The sequence below is a fragment of the Morganella psychrotolerans genome, from assembly GCF_001676055.1.
Classification (GTDB): Bacteria; Pseudomonadota; Gammaproteobacteria; order Enterobacterales; family Enterobacteriaceae; genus Morganella; species Morganella psychrotolerans_B.
In genome coordinates, this window is the sequence record NZ_LZEX01000045.1 from 48,727 (window position 1) to 69,354 (window position 20,628).

At 49.4% G+C, this 20,628-nt stretch carries 18 protein-coding genes and 1 pseudogene; 15 read left to right on the forward strand and 4 right to left on the reverse strand.

The genetic code is table 11. The features are described 5' to 3' along the window. Window positions 1-394: 394 nt before the first annotated feature. The 4 genes from AYY17_RS19210 (at window position 395) to AYY17_RS19225 (ending at window position 5,151) form a co-directional block, all read left to right on the forward strand. A complete protein-coding gene (locus tag AYY17_RS19210; RefSeq protein WP_067402779.1) occupies window positions 395-1,774 on the forward strand; it encodes an APC family permease in 1,380 nt (459 codons plus the stop codon). A 302-nt stretch (window positions 1,775-2,076) separates the two neighbouring features. Then, entirely contained in the window at window positions 2,077-2,862 is a 786-nt protein-coding gene (locus AYY17_RS19215; RefSeq protein WP_067426447.1) for a sulfite exporter TauE/SafE family protein, read from the forward strand. A 113-nt stretch (window positions 2,863-2,975) separates the two neighbouring features. Next, on the forward strand, window positions 2,976-4,721 hold the full coding sequence (gene dld, locus AYY17_RS19220) for a D-lactate dehydrogenase (RefSeq protein WP_067426448.1): 1,746 nt from the start codon (window positions 2,976-2,978) through the stop codon (window positions 4,719-4,721). 136 nt (window positions 4,722-4,857) lie between these two features. Continuing rightward, window positions 4,858-5,151, forward strand: coding sequence for a hypothetical protein (locus AYY17_RS19225; RefSeq protein WP_067402773.1), 294 nt, complete (start codon window positions 4,858-4,860; stop codon window positions 5,149-5,151). Between the two features lie 81 nt (window positions 5,152-5,232). Here AYY17_RS19225 and sbcB read toward each other — a convergent pair whose 3' ends face one another. Continuing rightward, window positions 5,233-6,651 (reverse strand): exodeoxyribonuclease I, encoded by a 1,419-nt coding sequence (gene sbcB / locus AYY17_RS19230; protein WP_067426450.1) that lies wholly within the window; start codon window positions 6,649-6,651, stop codon window positions 5,233-5,235. A 289-nt stretch (window positions 6,652-6,940) separates the two neighbouring features. Between sbcB and tmaR the strand changes: the two genes are divergently transcribed. Next, window positions 6,941-7,267 (forward strand): PTS system regulator TmaR, encoded by a 327-nt coding sequence (tmaR, locus tag AYY17_RS19240; RefSeq protein ID WP_067361089.1) that lies wholly within the window; start codon window positions 6,941-6,943, stop codon window positions 7,265-7,267. Between the two features lie 116 nt (window positions 7,268-7,383). Here tmaR and rne read toward each other — a convergent pair whose 3' ends face one another. Next, on the reverse strand, window positions 7,384-10,638 hold the full coding sequence (rne, locus tag AYY17_RS19245) for a ribonuclease E (protein WP_067426455.1): 3,255 nt from the start codon (window positions 10,636-10,638) through the stop codon (window positions 7,384-7,386). A gap of 533 nt (window positions 10,639-11,171) precedes the next feature. On the opposite strand from rne, the gene rluC reads away from it, so the two are divergent. After that, window positions 11,172-12,131 carry a 23S rRNA pseudouridine(955/2504/2580) synthase RluC gene (gene rluC / locus AYY17_RS19250; RefSeq protein ID WP_067426457.1) on the forward strand — a complete coding sequence of 320 codons (960 nt, stop codon included), beginning with the start codon at window positions 11,172-11,174 and terminating at the stop codon, window positions 12,129-12,131. 114 nt (window positions 12,132-12,245) lie between these two features. Here rluC and AYY17_RS19255 read toward each other — a convergent pair whose 3' ends face one another. Beyond that, a complete protein-coding gene (locus AYY17_RS19255; RefSeq protein ID WP_067426458.1) occupies window positions 12,246-12,581 on the reverse strand; it encodes a hypothetical protein in 336 nt (111 codons plus the stop codon). 42 nt (window positions 12,582-12,623) lie between these two features. After that, window positions 12,624-13,214 (reverse strand): Maf family protein, encoded by a 591-nt coding sequence (locus AYY17_RS19260; protein ID WP_067426460.1) that lies wholly within the window; start codon window positions 13,212-13,214, stop codon window positions 12,624-12,626. Window positions 13,215-13,370: 156 nt separating this feature from the next. Here AYY17_RS19260 and yceD point away from each other — a divergent pair, with 156 nt between their 5' ends. The 9 genes and pseudogenes from yceD (at window position 13,371) to pabC (ending at window position 20,612) form a co-directional block, all read left to right on the forward strand. Further along, window positions 13,371-13,904, forward strand: a complete 534-nt coding sequence (gene yceD, locus AYY17_RS19265) for a 23S rRNA accumulation protein YceD (RefSeq protein WP_067402757.1) — start codon at window positions 13,371-13,373, stop codon at window positions 13,902-13,904. A 5-nt stretch (window positions 13,905-13,909) separates the two neighbouring features. Continuing rightward, on the forward strand, window positions 13,910-14,080 hold the full coding sequence (gene rpmF, locus AYY17_RS21395; protein ID WP_074401108.1) for a 50S ribosomal protein L32: 171 nt from the start codon (window positions 13,910-13,912) through the stop codon (window positions 14,078-14,080). 27 nt (window positions 14,081-14,107) lie between these two features. Further along, window positions 14,108-15,154, forward strand: coding sequence for a phosphate acyltransferase PlsX (gene plsX, locus AYY17_RS19270; RefSeq protein ID WP_082981456.1), 1,047 nt, complete (start codon window positions 14,108-14,110; stop codon window positions 15,152-15,154). 5 nt (window positions 15,155-15,159) lie between these two features. Beyond that, window positions 15,160-16,113: a beta-ketoacyl-ACP synthase III gene (locus AYY17_RS19275; protein WP_067426463.1), complete on the forward strand. Its 954-nt coding sequence runs from the start codon at window positions 15,160-15,162 to the stop codon at window positions 16,111-16,113. 19 nt (window positions 16,114-16,132) lie between these two features. Continuing rightward, window positions 16,133-17,064 (forward strand): annotated as a pseudogene (gene fabD, locus AYY17_RS19280) (ACP S-malonyltransferase). Window positions 17,065-17,071: 7 nt separating this feature from the next. Beyond that, entirely contained in the window at window positions 17,072-17,806 is a 735-nt protein-coding gene (gene fabG / locus AYY17_RS19285; RefSeq protein ID WP_067402746.1) for a 3-oxoacyl-ACP reductase FabG, read from the forward strand. 155 nt (window positions 17,807-17,961) lie between these two features. Next, entirely contained in the window at window positions 17,962-18,201 is a 240-nt protein-coding gene (gene acpP, locus AYY17_RS19290) for an acyl carrier protein (protein ID WP_067402743.1), read from the forward strand. A 77-nt stretch (window positions 18,202-18,278) separates the two neighbouring features. Beyond that, window positions 18,279-19,523 (forward strand): beta-ketoacyl-ACP synthase II, encoded by a 1,245-nt coding sequence (gene fabF, locus AYY17_RS19295; protein WP_067426465.1) that lies wholly within the window; start codon window positions 18,279-18,281, stop codon window positions 19,521-19,523. Window positions 19,524-19,772: 249 nt separating this feature from the next. Further along, entirely contained in the window at window positions 19,773-20,612 is an 840-nt protein-coding gene (pabC, locus tag AYY17_RS19300) for an aminodeoxychorismate lyase (protein WP_067426466.1), read from the forward strand. Window positions 20,613-20,628: the final 16 nt, after the last annotated feature.

Consider the following 20,628-nt stretch of genomic DNA (forward strand, 5'->3'; position numbering starts at 1 on the left):
AAAGGCGATCAAGGCTTGAAATTTATTACGGGGGGGTGCAAAATGCGCCATCCAAAAAAACAACTGATGCATTTATCCGCATCGGTTTTTTTTTTGCACTAAAAAACTGTCATCGACAAAAAGGGGCCGCAAGGCCGGATAACTATTACGAATTTTACCGGGTTGTAAACCCCGGATCTGAGGATGCGATAAATGGCGCAATTTTCTACTTTTGCACCTGTGCCTATCGGCGCCGGCTGCTGCTGCAACGACGACTACGGAGCCAAATGCTCCCGTACAGCACTTCCTACCCCTTCTTTCTTCACTGCCTACAGGCAGATGCGAAGTCTTCCCGGTAACACGCCATCTGATAGTAGTATCAGTATGATTGTCGGTGTTACGGGGGGATTCGCTCATGTCGGATAATATCGCCCTCAACATTGGCCGCAATCGTACTGGTGCCAATAACCGCGTTCAACTCGCAAAAACACTGACTCTCGTCCAGGTTGTCATGATGGGGCTTGCCTATCTGCAGCCGATGACTATCTTTGATACTTTCGGGATCGTGTCAGAAATTACCAGCGGTCATGTCGCGACGTCTTATGCAATCGCACTGACAGCCATTCTTTTTACTGCGCTGAGTTACGGCAAACTGGTCAAACGGTTCCCGTCCGCAGGCTCTGCGTATACTTATGCCCAGAAATCCATGAGTCCGCATATCGGCTTTATGGTGGGTTGGTCATCGCTGCTGGACTATCTGTTCATGCCGATGATCAATATTTTGCTGGCCAAAATTTATCTTCAGGCGATTTTCCCGGAATGCCCGACATGGGTCTTCGTCGGCGGACTGGTCTTCCTGATGACATTATTCAATCTGCGCGGCATTAATGTCGTGGCAAACCTCAACACCGTGATTGTTGTGGTTCAGGTTGCGGTCATGATTATTTTTGTCGGGTTGCTTATCCGTGGCGTGTCCGGCGGTGAAGGTGCAGGTTCACTGCTTTCATTCCGTCCGTTTGCCTCCATAGATGCCGAGCTTATTCCGATGATAAGCGGGGCGACGATACTGTGCTTCTCCTTCTTAGGGTTTGACGGTATCAGTTCCCTGTCAGAAGAAACACCGAATGCCGGTAAAGTTATCCCGAAAGCGATTTTCCTGACGGCGCTGATTGGCGGCCTGATCTTTATCGCCGTGTCATACTTCCTGCAACTTTATTTCCCGGATGTATCACGCTTTACCAATCCGGAAGAATCACAGCCTGAAATCATGTATATGGTAGCCGGTGCATTCTTCCAGTCGATCATTCTGGTCTTCTCCTGTGTGACGGTACTGGCTTCCGGTATGGCAGCACAGGCAGGGGTATCGCGTCTGATGTATGTGATGGGGCGTGATGGCGTGTTCCCGGAGAAATTCTTCGGCTATGTTCACCCGCAATGGCGGACACCGGCACTGAATGTGCTGTTAGTCGGTGTGCTGGCGCTGAGTGCCGTCTGGTTTGATCTGGTTACGGCGACCGCGCTGATTAACTTTGGTGCGCTGGTGGCATTCACCTTTGTGAACCTGTCTGTGATTTCTCAGTTCTGGGTTCGTGAGCGGCGTAATAAAACACTGGCTGATCATATTAATTATCTGATCCTGCCGGTTATTGGTGCCGCAACAGTAACAGTGCTCTGGTTCAATCTCGATGCTAAATCGATGGAACTGGGGCTGAGCTGGGGTGCGTTGGGTCTTATCTATATGTTATGGCTGACCCGCCGTTTCCGCCGCCCGATGCCGCAGATGCCAGAACAGTAATTGTCTGGCAGTTTACACTGCATAACGGCGCACAGTATGATTCTGTGCGCCGTTTTTTTATATATACCCTTATTCATTCAAACTGCAGGTTCGTTGGCGGCGTGTAACCAGCCGGGTCACATACTGATGTATGCTCCCCGTCTGTTTTCCCTTGCCGCCTTCCTGCATCCTGAATGACGTTGGGTATACCCTTATTGACTCGAATTGCTGGTTCGCTGGCTGTATCCGGAATTATTCAGAGTATAATATGACAAATCAACATGCTGAAATAACAGAATAAAAATAAAGACAGAGGGATACGGATGTATATTGAACACAGTCTGATGGCGGACTATTTTTATGCGGGGCTGGCGCTGTTAGTGATCGCATCATTTATTGCCGGTTATATTGATTCTATTGCCGGAGGCGCGGGGCTGATTTTAATCCCTGCGTTTATGCTGACCGGCCTGCCACCACACATGGCGCTGGGACAGGAAAAACTGGTCAGTTCTTTTGGTACGCTTGCTGCTATTACTAATTTTATTAAAAATAAATCGATTTACTGGCAAATTATTCCGGCGGGAATTGTTTCATCATTTCTCGGGGCGTGGGTCGGCGCAAAAGCGATAATTTACCTGCCCGCTGAAACGATAACCTACATTATCATTTGTATGTTGCCGCTCGGATTGCTGGCGGCATTCTTTAAAGGCAGGCTGGGGCAGGCGCAGCAGAATAGTGCGGTACGAAAATCGGTCTGGCTGGTCTTTTTCACCTGTTTTATTGTCGGGTTTTATGATGGTTTTTTCGGACCCGGCACCGGCAGTATCTTTATTATCTGCCTCTTTCTGATCAACAATCTCGATTTACTGAAATCCTCCGCGACATCTAAAATTTTTAATTTAGCGTCTAATATCGGCGGGTTGGTTGCCTTTATTATGGCGGGTCACATTGCTTTTCTCATCAGTATTCCGATGATCGCCGCCAGTCTGCTCGGCAACCATCTGGGCAGTCAGCATGCTATCCGCACCAACGGAGAAATTGTCCGCAAAATTCTTATCCTGACGGTCGGGATCATGATGCTGACATTGCTTATTAATCTGTTCAGATAACAGCAAAATCGTGGCGAACCTGTTAAATTTGTTAAAAATAGTATTTGTATTATAAATTAGATAAGAGGCATAATCATCTAATGTACAACAATTAATCTGACAGGGGAAAAACCATGAACGACAGCCGGGAGCCTGACAACAAACAGCTCATTCAGGTGATGACGGATATTGTGAGTCACAAGCATATTCTGACTGAGCCGCATAAAACGGAGCGCTATCGTAAAGGCTTTCGTTCCGGTGAGGGAAGTGCGCTGGCCGTGGTTTTCCCGGGATCGCTGTATGAACTGTGGCAGGTATTTAAGGCCATCGTTGAGGCAGATAAAATTGTGATTATGCAGGCCGCGAATACCGGTCTGACAGAAGGCTCCACACCAAGCGGCGAAGATTATGACCGCGATATTGTTATTATCAGTACACTGCGGCTGGATAAAATTCAGGTGTTGTCAAAGCAGCAGCAGGTGGTTGCGTTGCCGGGCAGCACATTGTGGCATCTGGAAAAAGTGCTGAAACCGCTGGGGCGTGAGCCGCATTCTGTGATTGGTTCATCCTGTATCGGGGCGTCTGTGGTCGGCGGAATTTGTAATAACTCCGGTGGTTCACTGGTTCAGCGCGGGCCCGCTTATACCGAGCTGGCATTGTACGGACGTGTCAGTGCAGACGGCAAAGCCGAATTAGTTAATCATCTCGGTATCGAATTAGGCTCGTCGCCGGAAGCGATATTAAACTGCCTGGAAAACCGGCAGTACAGAGATGAAGATATTGAAAGCACGGATAAACCGGCATCTGATCCCGATTATCAGCAGCGCATCCGTGATGTGGATGCGGATACACCTTCGCGTTTCAATGCCGATGAGCGGCGTCTGTTTGAAGCCTCCGGGTGCGCCGGGAAACTGGTAGTGTTTGCTGTGCGCCTTGATACGTTCCCGTCACAGGGTGAAAGCAAAGTATTTTATATCGGCACAAATACACCGGATGTGCTGGAAGATATCCGCCGCCATATTCTTGCTGATTTCACTCATCTGCCGGTTGCCGGTGAATATATGCACCGCGAATGTTATGACATCGCGAAAGTGTACGGCAAAGACAGTTTCCTGATGATCGATAAACTCGGTACGGATAAAATGCCGAAACTGTTTACCATCAAAGGGCGGATGGATGCGGTCTGTAATAAAATCCCGTTCCTGCCGAAGCACTTTATTGACAGAACAATGCAGATGCTGAGCCACTTGTGGCCAAATCACCTGCCACGGCGGATGGAAGAGTATCATGAGAAATACGAACACCATCTGATGCTGAAAATGTCAGGAGACGGCATTGATGAAGCGCGTCAGTGGCTGAGCGGTTTTTTTGATTCAGCCGATGGTGCATTTTTCGAATGTGATGCCAAAGAGGGTGCGGATGCCTTTTTACACCGCTTTGTGGCAGCAGGAGCCGCAATCCGCTATCACGCGGTAAACAGTCAGAAAGTGGAAGATATTCTGGCACTGGATATTGCGCTGCGGCGCAACGACCGCGTGTGGCTGGAGCAGCTGCCGCCGGAAATTGAAGATAAACTGGTACATAAATTGTATTACGGACACTTTTTATGTCATGTTTTTCATCAGGATTATATTGTGAAGAAAGGCGTTGATCCGCATGCGCTGAAAGAAGAGATGCTTAAGATCCTCAATGCGCGCGGAGCAGAATACCCGGCAGAGCACAATGTTGGTCATATCTATAAAGCCAAACCACAATTAAAAGCATTCTATAAAGCAACAGATCCGACCAATACCATGAACCCCGGGCTTGGAAAAACCAGCAAATTAAAATTCTGGGGTGAAGGGCATGAAGGGTGCGGCTGCGGGGATCACCAGCCGTAACAGAATATATCTGAAGACAGCAATCCGGTTGCGGTTACGTGACCGGATTTTTTTGTCACTATCGCGTATAAATCGGTAATGTTAATGTGGATATAATTTCACTATAATCGGCTTTTCTTCTTATTTATTGGTTATTATGTTTAAGAGACTCAAAAATGCGTTTGGCAAGACGGCTCCTGTAAAATGCCATAAATCGGTGGTTCTTCATAATCTCAGTTCTGATGAGCGGGCACTGATTGTTTATATTCTCAATGCGCGTGAAGAGAATGTCAGCATCGGCATTAAGCACAGCAGTGCGGATTCACTGATAACGAAAGGGGTGCTGAAAGAAACCGGACGGGATCAGGAAAGCCGCACACGGACGGTGATAGTTTGCCCTAAATACAAAGAATCTCTGTGCCGGGTGTTCTATACCGGGCAAAAATCCTGAGTGCTGAACCGCCGGGCAGTTAGCCCGGCGGGTATCGTTCCGCCAACGAACCTGCAGTTTGAATGAATAAGGATATATTGATTATTCAGCCAGGTGCTGTGCATACTGTACCAATTTTTTCAGCAATTCAGTTTTCTGCTCATCATGCTGATATTCCTGCATCATTTCCCCGATCCGTGCAAAATAACGGGTTAAATTCTCCGGGTTAAACACCTCACGGCGATGTGCCAGCCAGCGCTGTTGCTCGCTTTCATCCAGGGTTCCCGGAAAATTGCGGGCGCGGTAACGGAATAACAGCTCCGGCAGACGCGCATCCTGATATGACAGTGCCAGTGCCGGCAGATTTTTCGGGTCAGTTTCGCGGATAATGGTCATAGCGGCTTTATCAGCATCACTGAAAAAGCCCTGATAAATCATGCGATCCACATCATTTCCGGCCGGGTATTCCCGCGCGACTGCAAATACGGCAACCACTTTTTCACGGATTTCCGGATGCTGTAAAAGCAATTGAGCATTGCGGGCGCAGGCGTCTTTATCCAGCCCGATGCGTTGTGCATCTTGCGGGCGCAGGGTGTTTTCCGGCGCCAGGATCGGACACTTATTGATATGAACAAGTTTGAGCGGTACCGGGGACTCACCCGACGGCAGTTCATCACGGCGGGTGTACAGGCGCTCGCGCAGAGTATCGGCATCCAGCGTCAGCAGCGGCGTCAGGTCGCCGGCGAGGTCACACATAATCACAGCGTTGCGGTTATCCGGATGCCACGCCAGCGGTGCGACCAGGCTGGTGTTGGCGCGGATGGCACCAAACATACCGGATACATGCACCAGAGGCGTCATTGCGGGAATATCAATCAGGGCAGAGAGTTTACGTTTATCGCGCAGTGCCAGAAAGTAATCAAACAGGCGCGGCTGTGCGCCTCTGAGCTGTTTTGCCATGGCGATAGTGGCATACACATCCGCCATAGCATCGTGCGCATTCTCATGGGCTATGCCGTTCGCTTTGGTCAGGTGTTCGAGTCTGAAGCTTGGCAGCCCTTCATCATTTTCCGGCCAGTTTGTGCCGTCCGGACGCAGAGCATAGCAGGCGCGGGTGATATCAATCAGATCCCAGCGGGAATTGTGGTTCATCCAGCTGTAAGCGTAGGGATCGTAAAAATTCCGGTAAAAAATATTACGGGTGACTTCATCATCAAAACGAATACTGTTGTAACCCAGAATACAGGTATCAGGTTGTGTAAAGGTATCATGGATGAGTTTGGCAAACTGCGCTTCATTCACACCTTTTTGCAGCGCTTCCTGTGGTGTTATCCCGGTTATCATGACGGCAACCGGATCAGGCAGGTAATCATCAGCCGGTGCGCAGTAAGCAATCACCGGCTCTGCGATAATATTAAATTCACTGTCAGTGCGGACACCGGCAAACTGTGCAGGGCGGTCACCGGCGGGATCTTGTCCGAAGGTTTCGTAGTCATGAAAGAAAAATTGTGCAGAAGACACTGTTTACACCCGCTGTCTGATTCATTATGGGCTACAGGGTAGCAAATCGGAGGGAAATTACCAATTTCAACCGATGTTCATGGTGCATTAACATCCGGCAGGCAACAAAAGCATAATTGAGCATAATAAGGTTTTTTTTTATCCATATCGCATCTGCTGAAACAATTCCGCTGATAAATACGCTACACTGAACAAAACCGGATAAAATCGGCAGAATCACTTGTCGGCAGCCGTGGTTAACCTGTATTGTTTAATGAATCACATTTCAGATATGACTAAGGGTAGAATAATGGACAACACAACCAAGCCTTCCTTTCACAATGTCCTGGAGTTCGTTCGTATGTTTCGCCGTAAAAATAAGATACTGCGTGAAATAACTGACAACGAAAAGAAAATCCGTGATAACCAGAAACGAGTGCTTCTGCTTGATAACCTGAGTGAATACATTAAGCCGGGAATGTCCATTGACGATATTCAGGCCATCATCGCAAATATGCGGGGTGACTATGAAGATCGTGTGGATGAGTACATTATTAAAAATGCTGATTTATCAAGAGAGCGTCGTGAAATCTCGAAAGAATTGAAAGCGATGGGCGATATTAAAGATATTAAGTAATCGTTCAGTCCTGATAGCGGAAACCGTGAATAATGATATTCGCGGTTTTTTTTCGCCTGAAAATCAGGATAAAAAAATGGCTCCCGGGGGAGCCATTTAACTGTCCGATAAATAAATCAGAGCATTGTTTTTGTCGCGCCGGAAGAGGCGTGATTTGTTGCGGCGTGAGCACCGGCGCCATGCGCCTGATAATCTTCACGCGCTTCACGCTGATATTCCACAATCGCAAATGCTTCACCGGCAGCAGCCGGAGCCGGTGCCTTTGTCATCCCTGAAGATGCATGACGACCAGCCTGCACCGCAACTGCAACCACGACAGCGGCTGTTTCAGTTACCTGAGGGGCAGCAGCAATTGCCTGTACAACACGGGTTTCTGCGGCCACAGTCTGTTCAGCCACGTCAGAAACGGTGTCTTTCGCAATCGTCACCACCACTTGCGCCACATCAGCAATCACCGGTTCAACAGCGACAGGTTCAGTAACAACAGGTTCAGCGACAACAGATTCAGCAACAACAGTTTCAGCAACAACAGGCTCAGAGATAACAGGTTCAGCAATAACCGGCTCAGATACAGAGGTCTGCGGGGTTTCTGAGGCAACAGTGAGCGTGAACTGCTCTGTTATAACCGTTGTTTCTGCTTCATTTGCCACAACATCAGTCACAACCGGTGCAACGATTGCTGTTTCGGCAACAGGTGCGATGGTATCAGCAGTATCTGTGGTATCGACCTGAATATCTTCGACAGGAACAAATTCTGCAGCAGGTGTTACCACCGGATATTGGATCCACACTTTGCCGGACGCAAGCTCAGGGGAGAACACCGCCATTTCCAGCGGAACCGGTGACTGAGTCAGCTGACGGTCTTCGCGGTAACGGCGGCGACGCTGACCACTCACGCGCAGATGGCGCGGAGAGCGACGGGAGCGGCGTGGCAGCATATTGTCACTGTGTGCTTCATCACCGGCAGCATCCGCAGAGACAGGCGCTTCAGTTTCAGCTGTCTGTGCGACAACAGGTGTGGCATCAATAACAGCCGGAACTGCCGGTGTTAGCGCAGCAACAACGGGTGCAGCAGGTGCAACAGATGTCGCATTATCAGTCACACGGACAGAGCCGGTTAACTGACGGCGTGTACGACGTGTACGAACCGGTGTCGGTGCATCATCATCTTCGGAATTACCGTCACTGTTGAGCGCATCCTGATCTGCCTGCTGGGCGGAAAGTGTTTTCTCATCCTGCGTTTGGGTGCGTTTCTCTTCCTGACGGCGGCGCTGACGTTCTGCACGCTGATCACGGCGTAACTGCTGCTGTGCTTCGCGGGCGGCCAGTGCTTCCGGTGTCAGTTCTTCTTCCGGTGTGTTCTGGTTGCGTGGTTTACGCGGCTCATTTACCGTATCACGATCACGCTTGTTACGGGATTCACCGGCAGCGCGTTCCGGACGGTCAGGGCGCTCTGTACGCTCCGGGCTACCGGCACGTTCAGTGCGCTCCCCGCGTTCAGGACGGTCACCATTACGATCACGGCGGTTACGGCGCTGTTTATTACGATCATTACCACCACGGCGGTTATTATCGTTAGTTTGTTTTGTCTCTTTCTGTGCCGGTGCTTCTTCAACTGCAACCGGTTCAGATCCGAACAGTTTTTTGAATAAACGGCTGAAGAATCCACCTTCGGAAGAGGCAGCGGCTTTATCTGTCTGACGGTTATCGCGCTTGATTTCCTGTTTACGGGATGGCGCGGACGGTGTCGGTGCAGGGCCATCAGCGGTAATTGCAAATGCATTAATTGCCGGCTGTTCAGGTTCGCGGCGTTCCTGGGTTTCTTCTTCTTCACCGGCTGCGGCTTCGGCTTCGTATTTCTCCGGTAAGCGATAGCTCAGTGTTCCGATCTCTTCACCATTACGGACACGCACGACATTGAAGTGAGGCGTTTCCATGTGGTTGTTCGGTACAATAATGACACTGACACCGGCCTGACGGGTTTCAATTGCACTGACTGCCTGACGTTTTTCATTCAGCAGATAGGAGGCAACCGGTACCGGCACGATGGCATGAACCTGATGGGTATTCTCTTTCAGCGCTTCTTCTTCAATCAGACGCAGAATAGAGAGCGCCAGTGATTCATTGTCACGCACAGTCCCGGTTCCGCTGCATCGCGGACACACATGGTGGCTTGATTCACCCAGTGACGGGCTGAGACGCTGGCGGGACATTTCCAGTAAACCGAAACGGGAAATACGGCCGATCTGAATACGGGCGCGATCCTGACGAACGGCTTCGCGCATCCGGTTTTCAACTTCACGCTGATTGCGCACGGGGGTCATATCGATAAAATCGATAACAATCAGACCGCCGAGGTCACGCAGACGCAGCTGACGGGCAATTTCATCTGCCGCTTCGAGGTTGGTGTTAAAGGCCGTTTCTTCGATATCACCACCGCGCGTTGAGCGGGAGGAGTTAATATCAATGGCGGTCAGGGCTTCGGTGGTATCGATAACAATAGCACCGCCTGACGGCAGACGGACTTCACGCTGGAAAGCGGATTCAATCTGTGACTCGATCTGGTAGTGGCTGAACAGCGGCACTTCGCCCTGGTACAGCTTAATTTTACTGACGAAATCAGCACGGCCGATAGCCGTGATATGTTTGCGTGCCAGTTCCAGAATTTTAGGATTATCGATGAGGATTTCACCGATGTCCGGGCGCAGATAATCACGGAACGCACGGACGATAACATTACTTTCCTGATGGATAAGGAAAGGAGCCGGGCGGCTTTCTGATACCGCTTTGATGGCTTCCCAGTGCTTGACACGGTATTCCAGATCCCATCTCAGGGAGTCAGCGGATTTACCCACACCTGCGGTACGGACGATAAGCCCCATGCCTTCAGGAATATCCAGCGCGGAAAGGGCTTCTTTCAGCTCAGTACGATCATCACCTTCGATACGGCGGGAAATTCCCCCCGCACGCGGGTTATTCGGCATTAAAACCAGATAGCTCCCGGCAAGGCTGATAAAAGTGGTAAGTGCAGCACCTTTATTACCGCGCTCTTCTTTATCAACCTGAACAATGACTTCCTGACCTTCTCTCAGGACATCTTTGATATTAGGGCGACCGGATGCGTGGTAATTAGCGGGAAAATACTCGCGGGCAATTTCTTTGATAGGAAGAAAACCGTGACGCTCAGCGCCATAGTCAACAAAAGCAGCTTCTAAACTCGGTTCAATACGGGTGATTTTCCCTTTATAGATGTTTGCTTTTTTTTGTTCGTGACCGGGACTTTCGATATCCAGATCATACAGCCGTTGCCCGTCAACGAGGGCAACACGCAACTCTTCTTGCTGAGTTGCGTTGATTAACATTCTTTTCATTATAAGTTACTCAATTTTTTCATTTAGTTAGTGCGCTGCGGGCAATCTTGTTGCTACCGGAACCGATGACCTCGTGGCTTTTACCGCACCGTCAGCCTCCCGGCTGTCGATCGTATAGAGGTGCAAATTGTGTCGGTGAGGTTCAGTCTTATTCTGAAATTCTCTTTGCCGGCAGAAAATCACGTTTATACGTGATACCGGCCCGGTAAGCTGCAACCCGCAGCCCGCTGATTATCTGACCGGAAATAACGTCTTATGCCATTGCAGCGTTTTCATCGGTCAGACAAATATAAAATTTCTGTTTTGCCAATATCGGCGTATGCATTATTCCATTGCTGGCGTGGTGATAGCAAGGCGACATTGCATGTTTTAATCAAAATTGTGCAGAAATTTGTTAATGGCGTTAATCTTTGGTCTTTTCCTGAAAAAAATGGGAAAATAACCGTGTAAAACATTGACGCACATTTGCCGCCTGTTTCACCGGAGCAATACCGGGTGACGGTGCAACAGTTCAGAGGATAGCCCCCCGTTTCATGAAAACTGATAATTTAGCCGTTCATTTCGTTGTTGTAAGCGATGATGAAGCCGGACAACGCATTGATAATTTTCTGCTCGCCCGCCTGAAAGGGGTGCCGAAAAGCATGATTTACCGCATTATCCGCAAAGGTGAGGTGCGGGTGAATAAAGGCCGGATCAAACCGGAATACAAATTAGCGGAAGGTGACAGTGTCCGTATTCCGCCGGTGCGTGTGGCAGAATCAAACGCCGCTCCCGTGTCGGCAAAACTGGATAAAGTCGCGGTACTGGCAGATTGCGTTATCTATGAAGACGACCATATCCTGGTTATCAACAAACCGGCAGGCACCGCTGTTCACGGCGGCAGTGGTCTGAGTTTCGGTGTGATTGAGGCTATGCGGGCGCTGCGCCCTGATGCCCGGTTCCTGGAACTGGTCCATCGCCTTGACCGCGATACCTCCGGGATCCTGCTTATTGCGAAAAAGCGCTCTGCATTGCGCGCGCTCCATGAACAACTGCGCCTGAAACAGATGCAGAAAGATTATCTGGCGCTGGTGCGCGGGCAGTGGCAGGCGACGGTTAAGTCGGTTCAGGCGCCGTTGCTTAAAAATATTCTGCAAAGCGGTGAACGTGTGGTGAAAGTCAGTGCAGAAGGGAAACCATCAGAAACCCGGTTTAAAGTGGAAGAGCGCTTTGAACATGCGACACTAGTGAAAGCAAGCCCGGTCACGGGGCGGACACATCAGATTCGCGTACACACGTTGCATGCCGGTCATCCGATTGCCTTTGATAACCGTTACGGCGACAGCCAGTTTGATGAGCAACTGAAAGGTACAGGGCTGAACCGCCTGTTTTTGCATGCGGCAGCACTCGTGTTCACGCATCCGGCAACCGGGGAGAAAATGCATCTGCAGGCACCGATCGACCCGAAACTGCGCCATTGCCTGACCATACTGCGTGGTAAGCAGGAAAAATAAAATCCACCGGCACTGTTTGCCGGTGACTGCGTGATAACGGGCGGGAAAATCATCTTATTGCCTGTCCCGGCCCGTTACCGCAGGTTTATCAGCCGGGTTTCCGGTTCTGACAACCTACTTTGCAGGGACGTCAATAATATCGGTTGTGCAGCTCTGTGCAATCTCACCAATCGCCTGAGAATCCTGTTCTGATAATTGCTGCCCTTTGCGGATCTGGTCATCGAGCTTTGTCAGCCCTTTGGTACCGAATTTTGCTGCCGCTTTGTCATACACACATTCGCATACTGCCGGAACTTTACTGCGGTTATCCGGGTTTTTCAGATTGGCAATGGCCTCCTTCGAACAGTTAGCAACAAATGTTGTTTTGTCAGCCAGTGAAGGCGATGCAGCAAAACCTGCGGCGCTGAATACCAGGGCAGCAGTTGCTACAGCGGTCATTTTCCATTTCATGTCAGATCCTTAAAAAGTCAGAGAATGCCCCGGAAACAGGATTTACCGGGAGACTCGTAATGGGTGAGATCCGGCCTGTATTAATAATTGCGTCAGGCGGATCAAGGGTAATCCTACCAGTGTATTAGGGTCATCTCCCTGCAGTTTTTTAAATAAGGCGATTCCTAATCCTTCTGATTTAAAGCTTCCTGCGCACTGATACGGTGTTTCTGCGAGCAGATAAGCCCGGATTTCATCATCATCCAGTGTACGGAAATGAACAAAGTAAGGTTCACATAATGTGTGATCGAGGCCGGTGGCGCTGTTATACAGGCAAAGGCCGGTATAAAACGTAATACATTGGCCGGAGGCTTTGCGCAGCTGTGTAAAGGCCGCGTCGTAATGATGTGGTTTGCCGGTTATTTCGCCATCCAGTACGCACACCTGATCGGAGCCGATAATTAAACTGTCAGGGTGTGCTGACGCCAGTGCGCGGGCTTTTTCACGGGCAAGGCGCATGACCAGTGCCTGTGGTTCCTCGCCGGGCACCGGTGTCTCGTCTATGTCAGGAGAGCCGGTCACAAAAGGAATGCCGAGCTTCTCCAGCAGAGCTTTGCGGTAAGGTGATGTTGAGGCTAAAACCAGTGATGTCATAAATATCCCGGAAAAACGTGGTAAAAGTAATAGACTCATTCTAAACTATGCGCCGCTTATTGAGTGTATTTTTAGCGGGAAGGGCAGGTTATCGCCTTTTTTGCTTTCTATATTTTCTTTGACTAAATCGTCTTACAAATATAAGATGCGCGCCTTATGCAAAAGATAAAATTACCTCTGACCATTGATGCAAAACGTACCGCGCAGAAGCGACTGGATTACCAGGGGTGTTATACACCTGAGCAGGTTACGCGGTTAGCGGAATCAGTGGCCAGTGTGGACAGCGATGTTGATGTTGATTTGCGGTTTGAAATCGATCCTCAGCGTCTGGCAGTGATTAAGGGAACAGCAGAAGTTGATGTTTCACTTGAGTGTCAGCGTTGTGGTAACATCTTCCCGCTTCATGTCCGCGCAACGTATTGTTTCAGCCCTGTCACCAGTGACGAAAAGGCTGAGGCATTACCGGAAGAGTATGAGCCAATTGACGTAAATGATTTTGGTGAAACAGATTTACTGGCAATGATTGAAGATGAGTTAATTCTTTCTTTGCCCGTGGTTCCGGTACATGAATCTGAACACTGTGAAGTGTCCGACGCGGAGAAAGTTTTTGGTAAACTTCCAGAGGAAGTTGAAAAGCCGAATCCTTTTGCCGCATTAGCCAGCTTAAAGAAAAGTAATATTAAGGAGTAAGGTCAATGGCCGTACAACAAAATAAACCAACTCGCTCTAAACGTGGTATGCGTCGCTCTCATGACGCTCTGTCAGTAACTCTGGTTTCTGTTGACAAAACCTCAGGTGAAACTCATCTTCGTCACCACGTGACCGCTGATGGTTACTACCGTGGTCGCAAGGTAATCAACAAGTAATCTGCTGCCTCCGGGCACGTTGATATCTTGACTAATCTAACCATTGCGTTAGATGCCATGGGCGGGGATATTGGCCCCCGCGTCACAGTGCCTGCCTCGTTGCAGGCACTGGCATCTAATCCGCAGCTCACCTTACTATTGGTCGGGCACCCTGATTCTATCTCTCCTCTGCTTGCACACCAGGATGCTGAGCTACTCAGTCGTCTGCGGGTGATCCCTGCTTATCAGACTGTCGCAAATGATGCAAAACCGTCTCAGGCTATCCGCCAGAGTAAAGGAACATCAATGCGTACAGCACTTGAGCTGGTTAAAAGCGGAGAGGCTGGCGCGTGCGTCAGTGCCGGCAACACCGGTGCATTGATGGGACTGGCTAAACTGATGCTCAAATCCATTGACGGTATTGAGCGACCTGCACTGATGACAGTTGTGCCGAACCAGATAAAAACAAAAACTGTTTTGCTGGATTTAGGCGCAAACCCGCAATGCAGCAGTGCAATGCTGGTACAGTTCGCGGTGATGGGATCGGTGATGGCTGAAGATATTGCGGGGATTAAAAACCCGCGGGTCGCACTTCTCAATATCGGGGAAGAAGAGACCAAAGGGCCGGACACTATCCGCGAAGCCGCCGCCGTTTTAAAAGAAATGCCGGAAATCAACTATATTGGTTATGCAGAGGGTAATGAACTGCTGACCGGTAAAACCGATGTTCTGGTGTGTGACGGCTTCGCGGGTAATGTTACCCTCAAAACAATGGAAGGGGTTATACGTGTGATCCTTTCTATGTTTAAATCACAGAATGAAGGTAAATCTTCATCCTGGTTGTATAGAATAGTTAAGAAAGTCGTGAAGAAAGCGGTAACCAAATGGCTGAATAAACGTTTCAGTCACCTGAACCCCGACCAGTATAACGGTGCTTCTCTGTTAGGATTACGTGGTATTGTGATTAAAAGTCATGGTGCCGCGAATATAAATGCATTCAACGCAGCTATCGCACTTGCGGTACAAACGGTTGAAAAGCAAGTCCCTGAACGGATAGCTGCACGTCTCGCTATGGCATCATCCAAGAGTAACTAACTAATATGTATACAAAAATCTTAGGAACCGGGAGCTATCTTCCTGCACAGATCCGTTCTAATGCAGATCTGGAAAAAATGGTCGACACCTCTGATGAATGGATTGTTTCCCGTACAGGTATCCGCGAGCGCCGCCTGGCCGGTGATGATGAAACTGTTGTCACTATGGGTCATCAGGCCGCACTGAATGCGCTGGATATGGCCGGAATTGCGGTAAATGATATTGATCTTATCGTTGTCGGCACCACATCATCAACACATGGCTTCCCGAGTGCAGCCTGTGAAATTCAGCATCTGCTGGGTATTGATACCTGCATTTCATTTGATGTGGCAGCGGCCTGTGCCGGTTTCAGCTACGCCATCAGCGTAGTCGATCAGTTTATTAAAACCGGTATGGCGAAAAAAGCATTGGTAATTGGTTCTGATGTGCTGGCAAAAACGCTGGATCCACAGGATCGCGGAACAGTCATTCTCTTTGGTGATGGTGCCGGTGCATTTGTGGTGGAAGCCTCAGAAGAGCCGGGCATTTTATCCACGCATTTACATGCTGACGGTCGTTACGGCGATTTGCTGACATTACCGAATAAAGATCGTAAAGATAGTGAGAAACCGGCGTACCTGACAATGGCAGGTAACGAAGTGTTCCGCGTGGCGGTCCGCGAACTGGCGAATGTGGTTGAAGAAGCACTGACCGCTAACAATATCGATAAATCAGAATTAGACTGGCTGGTACCGCATCAGGCAAATCTGCGTATTATTACGGCGACTGCGAAAAAATTAAACATGGGCATGGATAAAGTGGTTGTGACGCTCGATCGTCACGGAAACACCTCCGCTGCCTCTGTTCCGACTGCCTTTGATGAAGCCGTCCGTGACGGGCGCATTAAACGTGGTCAGCTGATTCTGATTGAAGCCTTCGGCGGTGGTTTTGCCTGGGGTTCTGCTTTAATTCGTTTTTAATTTTTCAGGAAGATAATTCATGTCTGTATACGCAATGGTATTTCCCGGTCAGGGCTCTCAGTCTGTGGGTATGCTGGCTGAACTGGCTGCACACTTTCCGGTCGTTCAGGCAACATTTGCCGAAGCATCCGCTGAACTGGGCTATGATTTATGGGCACTCGTGCAGAACGGGCCTGAAGATGAACTGAATAAAACCTGGCAGACTCAGCCTGCACTGTTAGCAGCCTCTGTTGCTGTCTGGCGTGTCTGGCAGGAAAATAACGGCGCGATGCCGGCACTGATGGCAGGTCACAGCTGGGTGAATATTCTGCACTGGTGTGTGCCGGGGTGATTGATTTTAAAGAAGCCATCAAACTGGTCGAATTACGCGGACGCCTGATGCAGGAAGCCGTTCCGGCCGGGGTGGGCGCAATGTACGCGATCATTGGTCTGGATAATGATGCGATTGCCAAAGCGTGTGAAGACGCGGCTCAGGGGCAGGTTGTTTCCCCGGTTAACTTTAACTCACCGGGCCAGGTTGTTATCGCCGGTGAAAAAGACGCGGTTGAACGTGCCGGGGTATTATGTAAAGAAGCTGGTGCAAAACGTGCGCTGCCATTATCGGTCAGTGTACCGTCACATTGTGCATTAATGCAGCCCGCTGCTGAAAAATTAGCCGTTGCGCTAAAAAATATCACATTTAATACACCAAACTTTTCGGTTGTGAACAATGTTGATGTTAAGATAGAGACATCCGCCGACGCAATTCGTGATGCATTAGTCCGTCAGCTTTTCAATCCGGTCCGCTGGACAGAAACTGTTGAGTTTATGGCCGCACAGGATGTTGAAGATCTGCTGGAAGCAGGCCCGGGTAAAGTTCTGACAGGACTGACCAAGCGTATTGTGAAAACATTAACATCATCCGCTGTCAATGATATGGCATCATTAACGACAGCTCTTGAAAATCGCTGAGGCTGAGATGAGCTTTGAAGGAAAAATTGCCCTTGTTACCGGCGCAAGCCGCGGAATAGGCCGTGCAATCGCGGAAAAATTAGTTGCACGCGGTGCAACAGTCATTGGTACAGCGACCAGCGAAAGCGGTGCGGCTGCTATCAGTGAATACTTAGGCGCAAAGGGTAAAGGTTTTGCCCTGAACGTGACGGACAGCGCATCCATTGACCAGGTATTAGAAAAAATTCGTGCGGAATTTGGCGAAATCGATATTTTGGTTAATAATGCAGGTATCACGCGTGACAACCTGCTGATGCGTATGAAAGAGGATGAGTGGCAGGATATCCTGGACACCAATCTTTCATCAATCTTCCGTCTGTCCAAAGCGGTTATGCGTTCCATGATGAAAAAACGTTATGGTCGTATTATCACTATCGGTTCTGTTGTCGGAACGATGGGGAACGCGGGACAGGCTAACTATGCGGCGGCGAAAGCCGGGCTGATTGGTTTTAGTAAATCACTCGCCCGCGAAATCGCGTCGCGCGGTATCACCGTCAATGTTGTTGCACCAGGTTTTATCGAAACAGATATGACCCGTGCATTGACAGAAGACCAGCGCGCAGGCATTTTATCTCAGGTTCCTGCGAACCGTTTAGGTGATGCTGACGAGATTGCCAGTGCTGTAGCCTTCTTAGCTTCTGATGAAGCGGCTTACATTACAGGCGAGACATTGCATGTCAATGGTGGCATGTACATGATTTAATGTTTGAGCTGACCATTTGCTGATTTTGTGTGGAAATACACAAAAATAAGCAATTATTTGGTTAGACCAGCCGGGATTGGGTTGCATCTTTTCCTGTATTTTATAAACTACGAAAACCATCGCATATAGCGAGTTTTGATAGGAAATTTAATAGTATGAGCGCTATCGAAGAACGTGTTAAGAAAATCACCGTTGAACAACTGGGTGTTAAAGAGGAAGAAGTAAAAAACGAAGCTTCATTCGTTGATGACTTAGGCGCTGATTCTCTCGACACAGTTGAGCTGGTGATGGCTCTGGAAGAAGAGTTCGACATCGAAATCCCAGACGAAGAAGCAGAAAAAATTACAACTGTACAGGCTGCTATTGACTACGTTAATGGTAACGCAGGCAAATAAGCAAACCTCATATCCAGGCGGTCACCCGACCGCCTATGTTGTTTATCCTTTTTATTTTCCCTCCCTGGAGGATCAGCGTGTCTGAGCGTCGTGTAGTCGTGACCGGACTGGGCATGTTATCTCCTGTCGGTAATACAGTTGAATCATCATGGGATGCTGTGTGTGCCGGACAGAGTGGTATCAGCCTGATTGAACATTTTGACACCACGAATCATGCGACAAAGTTCGCAGGTATGGTGAAAGACTTCAATCACGAAGAATTCAATATTTCGCGCAAAGATGCACGGAAAATGGATCTCTTTATTCAATATGGTGTTGCTGCCGGTATTCAGGCAATGACAGACTCCGGAATTGAAGTAACAGAAGCCAATGCAACGCGTATCGGTGCTGCGATTGGTTCTGGTATTGGTGGTCTCGGACTGATTGAAGAAAACTGTAATTTTCTCAATCATGGCGGACCACGTAAAGTGAGCCCGTTTTTTGTGCCGTCGACGATTATTAATATGGTCGCAGGGCATCTGAGCATTATCTACGGTCTGCGTGGCCCGAGTATCTCGATTGCCACAGCTTGTACTTCCGGTGTTCATAATATCGGTCATGCGGCGCGGATTATCGCGTACGGTGATGCAGATGTGATGGTCGCAGGCGGAACTGAAAAAGCCAGCACACCATTAGGTGTGGCAGGGTTTGGTGCTGCCCGTGCATTATCCACTAATAATGACAGCCCGCAGACGGCAAGCCGTCCGTGGGACAAAGATCGCGACGGGTTCGTACTGGGTGATGGTGCCGGAATGCTGGTGCTGGAAGAGTATGAGCACGCGAAAAAACGCGGTGCGAAAATTTATGCGGAACTGGTTGGTTTCGGGATGAGCAGCGATGCTTATCACATGACATCACCACCGGAAAACGGTGAAGGTGCAGCGCTGGCAATGGCCAATGCGTTGCAGGATGCGAAATTATCCGCTGACCAGATTGGCTATATTAATGCACACGGCACATCAACCTCTGCGGGTGATGTGGCAGAAGCCCGCGCTGTTGAAGCGGTATTTGGCAAGGGAACATCTGTTCTGGTCAGTTCCACTAAATCCATGACCGGACATTTACTGGGTGCGGCAGGTGCGGTTGAGTCGATCTTTACGATTCTGTCCCTGCGTGACCAGATTGTTCCGCCGACCATCAACCTGGATAATCAGGATGATGCTGTCTGCAAACTCGACTTTGTGCCGAATAAAGCCCGCAAAGTGGAAGGTATGGAATATGTTCTTTGTAACTCTTTCGGTTTCGGCGGCACCAACGGTTCCCTGATTTTCCGTAAGATGTAAGCTATTCCGTCAGAAAAAAAGCGCCGGTGGCGCTTTTTTTTTGCCTGTCTCACAGAGACTGAACGATATCAGCGGTATTTTGCACAAAAACACCATTGTACTATACCCAACGTCATTCAAGTTGCAGGCAGGCGGCTATCTGAGGGCAGCCAATGAACCTGCAGTTTGAATGAATAAGGGTATATGATACAGTTCTGTTCAGATGCAAAGTTCCGGTTATATAATAAGCGGTAAAACAATAAGTTGGCTATGACACAACAGACAAAATACCTGGTCAATGGTGTCCCGTGCGACACTCTCGCTATTGCTGATCGCAGTGTGCAGTTCGGTGACGGCTGTTTTACCACCATGCGTATTGCGGACGGCAAACCTGTGTTGCTGACCCGCCATCTGCAACGTCTGCACGACAGCACCGCACGGCTGGGGCTGGCGGATGTTGATGACACGCTTCTGACCTCATGGATCATACAGGCGGCTGAAGGTAGCACGGATGCGGTACTCAAAGTGATTATCAGTGCCGGAGAGCAGGGGCGCGGCTATTTACGGGCTGAAACACCCCCGGTTGTGATCCTTATCCTCTCGGCGTATCCGGACAACTATGCAACACTGCGGGAAACCGGGCTGTCTGTGGTGAAAAGCCCTGTATCGCTGGGTATCAATCCTCATCTTGCCGGTCTTAAACATCTGAACCGGCTGGAGCAGGTGCTTATCCGTCAGTATGTGGCGCAGCAGCAGGCCGACGAAGCGCTTGTCACGGATGTGTCGGGCATTCTGACGGAAGGGTGCAGTGCCAATCTGTTCTGGCGTTGCGGCGACGAGGTTTTTACACCGTCACTGGCAAACGCCGGTGTGGCAGGTGTTATGCGGGCACATATTATGGATGTGCTGAAAAACAGCCCTTACCGTTGTTATGAAACAGCGCGTTATCCGCAGGTACTGGCAGGTGCCGACGAAGTGATTATGTGTAATGCATTAATGCCGGTGATGCCGGTTAACGATATCCGCTTTGATTGTGATAACCACCGGTATTATACATCCCGCTCATTATTTATGTATCTTCAGCCCCATTGCACGGCGGCATCAGACTGATCACACAGAGTATATT